The sequence below is a fragment of the Marinitoga okinawensis genome (assembly GCF_055387075.1).
The window spans coordinates 21,489-28,246 of the sequence record NZ_AP042423.1; the positions used below are offsets into that span (position 1 = coordinate 21,489).

The 6,758-nt window shown below is 25.2% G+C and carries 3 protein-coding genes; all 3 read right to left on the bottom strand.

Going from position 1 to position 6,758, the window contains the following annotated elements:
• Positions 1-68: 68 nt before the first annotated feature.
• The 3 genes from ACZ5CK_RS11055 to ACZ5CK_RS11065 are packed head-to-tail and all read right to left on the bottom strand — an operon-like array spanning position 69 to position 6,219.
• The gene (locus ACZ5CK_RS11055) at positions 69-1,304 is read right to left on the bottom strand and encodes a hypothetical protein (protein WP_280996311.1); all 1,236 of its coding nucleotides are present in this window, start codon (positions 1,302-1,304) and stop codon (positions 69-71) included.
• Positions 1,297-3,981: an N-6 DNA methylase gene (locus ACZ5CK_RS11060; RefSeq protein WP_280996309.1), complete on the bottom strand. Its 2,685-nt coding sequence runs from the start codon at positions 3,979-3,981 to the stop codon at positions 1,297-1,299. The genes ACZ5CK_RS11055 and ACZ5CK_RS11060 overlap by 8 nt, the downstream gene beginning before the upstream one ends.
• Positions 3,982-3,984: 3 nt before the next feature.
• The gene (locus ACZ5CK_RS11065) at positions 3,985-6,219 is read right to left on the bottom strand and encodes a DEAD/DEAH box helicase family protein (protein ID WP_280996308.1); all 2,235 of its coding nucleotides are present in this window, start codon (positions 6,217-6,219) and stop codon (positions 3,985-3,987) included.
• Between the last annotated feature and the right edge of the window lie 539 nt (positions 6,220-6,758).

The window sequence follows — 6,758 nt, forward strand, 5'->3', positions numbered from 1 at the left end:
AATTTCCTTCACATTTTACTTTAAATAAAATTTTTATGTTTTTTTTCAAGAACTATTCTAATTATCTATTAATCAATATTTACACTAAATAAATATAATTCAGGTTCTACATACTTTATCTTGTAAAAATTGTCATTAATATTTTCTAAAATATTCAGCTCTTGCAATTTAGCTTTATTATTATGGAAAACCAACAATAATCCATTATTTATTTGTACACTATCATAAGATTCATTATATTTTTGAATATATCCATGTATTTGGTTAACCCATTTTTTTAATTCATCGTCGGTAATTTTATTTATCGTAAATTTGCACTCAATAATAAATGGAGGAAATCCTTCAAATTCATTAATTAATATATCATAACGCAACCCTCCAAAATGCTTCTCATGATCAATAATTTTATGCTCATTATTACCGTTATCAACAAATTGCCTTAAATAAAGCAAATAGTGTGATTGAGCTATTTCCTCGGCTTTACTTATTTTATTATTATTTTTTTTCTTATAATAAAAATAATCCGTAGTAAAAATTTTGAGATGTTTTCTAAAATTGTTTAAGGTGTAATATACCCAATATAACTTTATAAACCATTTCATTTCCTCAATATTAATGTCATAATCATTATTTGGATAAATCAACATCGAATCTAGAGCATATGCCCATTCTTCTTTTTGAAATTGTGTTAATACATCAATGATTTCATTGACTGAATACATTCTCTTTTTAAATAAATTATTAAAAAGATCAAGGCGTTCAACAAAAATTAAAAATACATTATTTAATTCATTGATTGTATTTTTGTTTAAAAAAGATTTAATATTTTCAGTTATTGTATAAATTGTTCTAGATTTGAATTCATTTGTAAAATATATTTTTGATATATTATTCTGATAATCTATATTTTTGTCTATATAATTTAAAAGATTAAATAATTCTTCAAAAAATTCTAATCTTTTTTTATTTAATAGTTCATCAACAAATTTATTTTTAAAAATAGAATTTTCATATTGATTTAAATAATATAAAAAATATATAATTAAAATAAGTCTAAAATCATTAGTATAAATATCATAAAGATTAATAAGATATCTTTTTGAATAAATTTCTGAGTAAAATTTAAAAGTATCTTTATTATATTCATCAAGTGATAATTTATTTATCACTTTATCATGATTAATTTCAGAAATATTGAACAAAAAATATTTAAAAAAAACAAATGCTTTTTCTAATGTTAATGAATATAAATTATTTTGAAATGCAAATAAATATTCTTTTATTACTTTTGTGGTTTCATTCAATCGCAAACACCTCTTTTTCAAGAATTGCTTTTATCATTATTTCTGCATTTTCACGCATTTTACGAATTTTATCAAGTGCTTCAAATTGACTATCTAAAATTTCAATAATTTCCTGTTGTTTTTCAAGAGGGGGAATAGAAATTTTAATAGATTTAAGTTCCTGTAGATTTATATTTGCTTGTCCAATAATTTCTCTACATAATGTTTGAATATATTCTTTAATTAATTTTGAATTCATATAGTATGATACAAATTTTGGTAACACCTTATCTTTATTTACTCTTAAACGAATTAAATACGATGCAAAAACATAGGTACCATCAATATCAAAAATAGCTGTTTTACCTATAAGAGTTTTGCTGTTTGTTCTATTAAAAAGTATATCTCCCTTTTCAAGTTTGTATTTTTCTAGTTTATCTTTATCAAGTTTAATATATTTTAATGATGATAAATCAATCTCACCTATATATGTCAAATTATTCATTCCCAAAATAGGTATATCTTCTTCAGTTCCATCAGCTCTTGAGGATATTCCGTATTGAGCAAATGTAACAATATCATTTAATTCTACAAACTTCCAATTACCTTTAAAAATAGCATTATCAATACCTGTATCTAGGAATATTTTTTCAAGCTCTTTTGATTTTTCAATAATTACTCGCTGTTTTTTTAATCTTTCCACAATTTGCTTTTGAACTTCAAGTGGTGGAAGTGGAATATGAATTTGTGATAATAATTCAAAACTTAAACTATCTCTAATACTTCCAGAAGTTGATTCATTTATTCTAGATAGAAACCAATCACTTTTAAATATATTAAACAAAAATAATTCATCTACTTTATCTTTATTTTTAACTTTAAAAACAACATATGCTGGACTAACTAAACCTTTTTTTGGAATATCAAAATAACCTATCGATCCAATATTTATACGATAAGGGTTATAAACAAAACACCCTTTTTCAATAACTTTATATTGTGAAAGATTTTTCTCATATGTATCATTATTTTTCCCATAAACATTTTCTTTAAAATATTTATCAGCTAAAATTATTCCTTGTTCTTTTGTTATACTATAAACAGGTAATAATTTCTTTTCTTTATTACGAACTGAATACTTTTCTAATATATCTCCTAATTTTACCCACTTCCATTTAATATTTCTTTTTTCTATATTTCTATATAACCCTGGATTAAGGTTATAATCTTTTCTTTTTATCTCATCAATATTTGCAATCCAAACTTGTTTATTATCAACATATTTTTCTTTAAATGTATCAATATTATCATTATCAAGAGTTTTTATCCACTCTTTAAAAGTTGAAATTGCATCTGGCAAATCTCCACATGGTGGGTTATATATATTTGGATTATTTCCTTGAAATGCTCCATTTATTGGTTTTCTTTGAGTTGAAAGGGTAAAACCATCATTCTTTACATCAAAAAATAAAATATATTTTGTTGCATAATCATTTTTTGATTTTATTTCATTCCACTCTTTATTTGTTGGTCTTTCAAAATATAAAATTGTAGTTTTAACACCACTATATGGGTGAAAAATACCAGCAGGCATAGAAATTATTGCTTTAAGATTGAATTCTCTCAAAAGCTTTTTTCTTATATTTTTAAACGTATTAGAATTATCAAAAAGAATTTTATCAAGAATAATAACTACAGCTCTTGAATTTTTTTTATCAGGTGATGAAAATTTTAGAGAATTCATAATATGTTGTATAAATAATGCTTCAAATCTCTTTACATGATATTCAAAAATACCAACCCTTGATTGAGTTAATGGACCATATGGAGGATTGGATAGTACTACATCATATTTTTGTTTATGAGTATCTTGAGCACGATTATCAAGACTATCTGCCTCATATAAATTTGATTTTCCGTCATTGTGTAATATCATGTTCATTAAAGCAAGTTTATATACATCTGGAGCTTTTTCTATACCCCACAAATTCTTTTCTTTTAATTCTCTAAAATATTTTTCAACAAGGAAATAATCATTTTCATATTTTTCATAAATTTTTTTCTTAACAACCTCAAAAGCCCTTAGTATAAATCCCCCTGTTCCTACTGCAGGATCATATATTTTTTCTCCAATTTCTGGATCAGCAAGATCAACCATAAAATGAATAATATGTCTTGGAGTAAAATACTGTCCATATTGTTTTTGTTCACCTAATTTTTGGACTACAAATTCATATGCTCTTCCCATAACATCAAAGTTCTGTTCAAGTTTTAAATCGATCAATTTTTTTAAAAGATCTCTTATTGTAGGACCATATTTTATTCTCCATATATGATTTCTAAATAATCTGCGAAAAAGACTTAAGTCTTTTCCATTATGATCTTCTATATTTGCAAGATCTTGAAATATTTTCCTTACTGTTGGAACAACTTCATTAATTGTTATGTCACCATTTATTATTTCATTAGCCCACGTATAAAATCTTAATTCTTCAGGTAAATATGGAATATACTCATTTCCATCTATTCTAGCTGCTTCTTCACGTTGTTTTTCCTGATCATCAAATAATTTTAGAAAAAGAAAATAACTAAATTCTTCTAGGTATTCTGTTGTTTTTAAAGAATCGTCTCTAAAGATATTTGCTATTTTCCATAGTTCATCACCTAATTTATGAAAATCAACATTCTTTGTTGCCATATATTATTCCTCCTTAAATTCATCTACATTTATATAATTTATTTTTTTCATAGTTTCATAAACTTTTGTAAATTCATCAAGAGAACCAAAAATAAGCTTAATTTTATCAATTCCACCTTTATGTTGAAGTATCTGACTATTTGCAAATTGTGAATAAGTAAGTTTAGGATTCCTTTTCTTAAAATCATAATACATCATTAAAAATTCTATTTGTTCATTATTAAATTTTTTTATCTCTTCCAACCAATGTTTAACTGCATCTCTATTTTTTTCTTCAACGCTTTTAAATTTCTTTTTCCCAAGTGCTACGTCAATAAAATCTTGATATGTCGCATCAACTTCTCCAAATATTTCTCTTAAAGTATTTATATCAAATCCAAACGCCTCAAGATATTTTTCATTTACTGGAATTTTTGGATTTAATGCTTCCCACGACAAAATAGCTTGAATAAACCTTGCTTTTAATGCAGTTTGTTCCTTTATCACTTTTAATTGAGGCTCAATCTGTTTTCTTATTTCACTAAATAATTCAGGCGTTATTATTTCAGATTTTACAAGCCAAACAGGAACATCAGCAATTACCATTTCTATTTTTTCAGGTTCTTTGACTTCTTTTATAGATTTGATTTTAACATCATTTATTGTTTCTTCATTTCCATTATTCTCATTTTCATCTAGGATTAAATCATCTTCTTTTATTTTTTCGTTAGTTATAATCTCTTCAATACCAGTAAGATCTACAAAATCTATTAATTTAAATTTATTTTTTTCTTTTCCATGATGTTCAATGGTACATCGTCTTGTTGCTCTCCCTTTCATTTGTACATATAAAATCTTAGATTTAGTTGGTCTTGCCATAACTAAAACTTCAATATCAGGTGCATCTATTCCCGTTGATAACATATCAACAGAAATAGCTATTCTTATTTTACTATCTATCTGCTGAAATTCTTTTATTAATTGTTTTGCATTCTTTATTTGATTATGAATTGTAACGATAAACTCCTCGGCAGATGCATCATTTCTGGGTAAATTATTTAATTCATTATATTTATCAATAAATGTATTTCTTAAGTGATTAGCATGTTTAATACTTGCAGCAAATATTAATGTTTTAGGAATTATACGAGTTTTCCCATAATTTATTACCTCAAAGTATTTTTCACTAATTATTTCATTTCTTCTGGGAACATCAACTCTACGTCCCAATTCTTCAGGTTCAAAATCAAATCCCATATCGTGTATTCCTGTTAAATCAATATTTGTTAAAAATTTATACCACTCAGTTTCTGCAAGTATTCCATCTATAACTCCTTGATTATATGTATATCTAAAAACTGGCTCTCCAAAATAGTCATCAGTATTTTGAGTTTCTTTATCGGAAGGAGTTGCAGTTAACCCTAAAATTTTAGCCCCACCATTTCTAAAATGCTCCACAACATCGTACCAATCTCCAAAATAGGATCTATGACATTCATCCAAAATCACCATATCAAAAAGATTATTTGGATAAATTAAGTATTTTTTGTTAGCATACAAAAATTGTATAGTTGATACCGAAATATCATTATATTTATCCTCTTTTATACCAATAAGCCTATTTATTTTAAATACATCTCCAAGTACTTTGGTAAATGCTCTTACTGTTTGATCAGCTAAAGAATCTCTATCTACTAAAAACAATACTCTTTTAGCTAAACCAACCTTGTACATTTTAGCAATAATTCCTGCGGCAGTTATTGTTTTTCCTGTTCCTGTAGCCATTTCTAAATATGTTTTTTCTTTACCTAATTGAAATGCACTTATTACCTGTGATACTGCAATTTTTTGATAATCTCTAAGATTGGCTAAAAGTAAATCAGTTTCAGGATGAATAAATTCCTTTATTTCAGAATAAGTCATAAATCGTAGTATCTCTTCAGGACGTGTATTAGCTTTTAAATTTTGTCTATATATTTTTTCTCCATCTGATGCAAATATTAATATTACATTTGCTCCATTGTCATTTAAAATCTTTGCATAATTTTTTGCTTGTAATAATGCATTTCGCAAATCAACACCTTTTTTTTTAGCTTCAATTACAGCTATTGGTTTTTTATTATAAAGAATTACATAATCTGCTCTTTGTGCATTTGGTAAAGAATATTCCTTAGTAATTTCATCAAAATTGGTAAGATTCCAACCTAATTCCCTAAGCTGTTCGTCTATTAGCGTTTTGGCATTTTCTTCAGTATTCATAATTAATCCCCCTATATAAAAATTTTCCTCATCTTGTATGATTAAATATTGATAAATAATCTGAAATGATTAGTCTACTTTTTTAATTAGTTATAAGCATTCCTAAACAATATCCCTTTACAAATTTTCTAATAGCCTCATAATTTTCTATATTTAATGTAAGTGGATTAAGTGTTCTGATTTTGTATTTAGAAGAATAATCAATAAATAAACGAAATATTTTTTCAATGCACCTTTTTTAAGTAATTCATTTAATTCTCTTGCAAAATTTTTAATCTAATAGGGTAATCTAATTTTACAGCTAAACCATATGAGTATCCTAATTTATTTAAATTGAAATCATCTATCACATTATCACCTTCACTTTGAACTTTAATAACAAAAATGATATAACTTATGTTATATTGTGTGTCTGCAATTGCAGACATTTTTTATTGTTACATTTTTTTAACCAAAATAAGGTGATTTAAGGTACCCGTTTTTGCTAAATAGGAAATTAATCAAAAAAGTTGTTTTCAAGTGAATATGATAGGAAATAT

What these genes read in the sequence shown, in the direction of transcription:
- ACZ5CK_RS11065 (WP_280996308.1), bottom strand. Translation starts at nt 6,219, where the DNA reads ATGAATACTGAAGAAAATGCCAAAACGCTAATAGACGAACAGCTTAGG.
- ACZ5CK_RS11060 (WP_280996309.1), bottom strand. Translation starts at nt 3,981, where the DNA reads ATGGCAACAAAGAATGTTGATTTTCATAAATTAGGTGATGAACTATGG.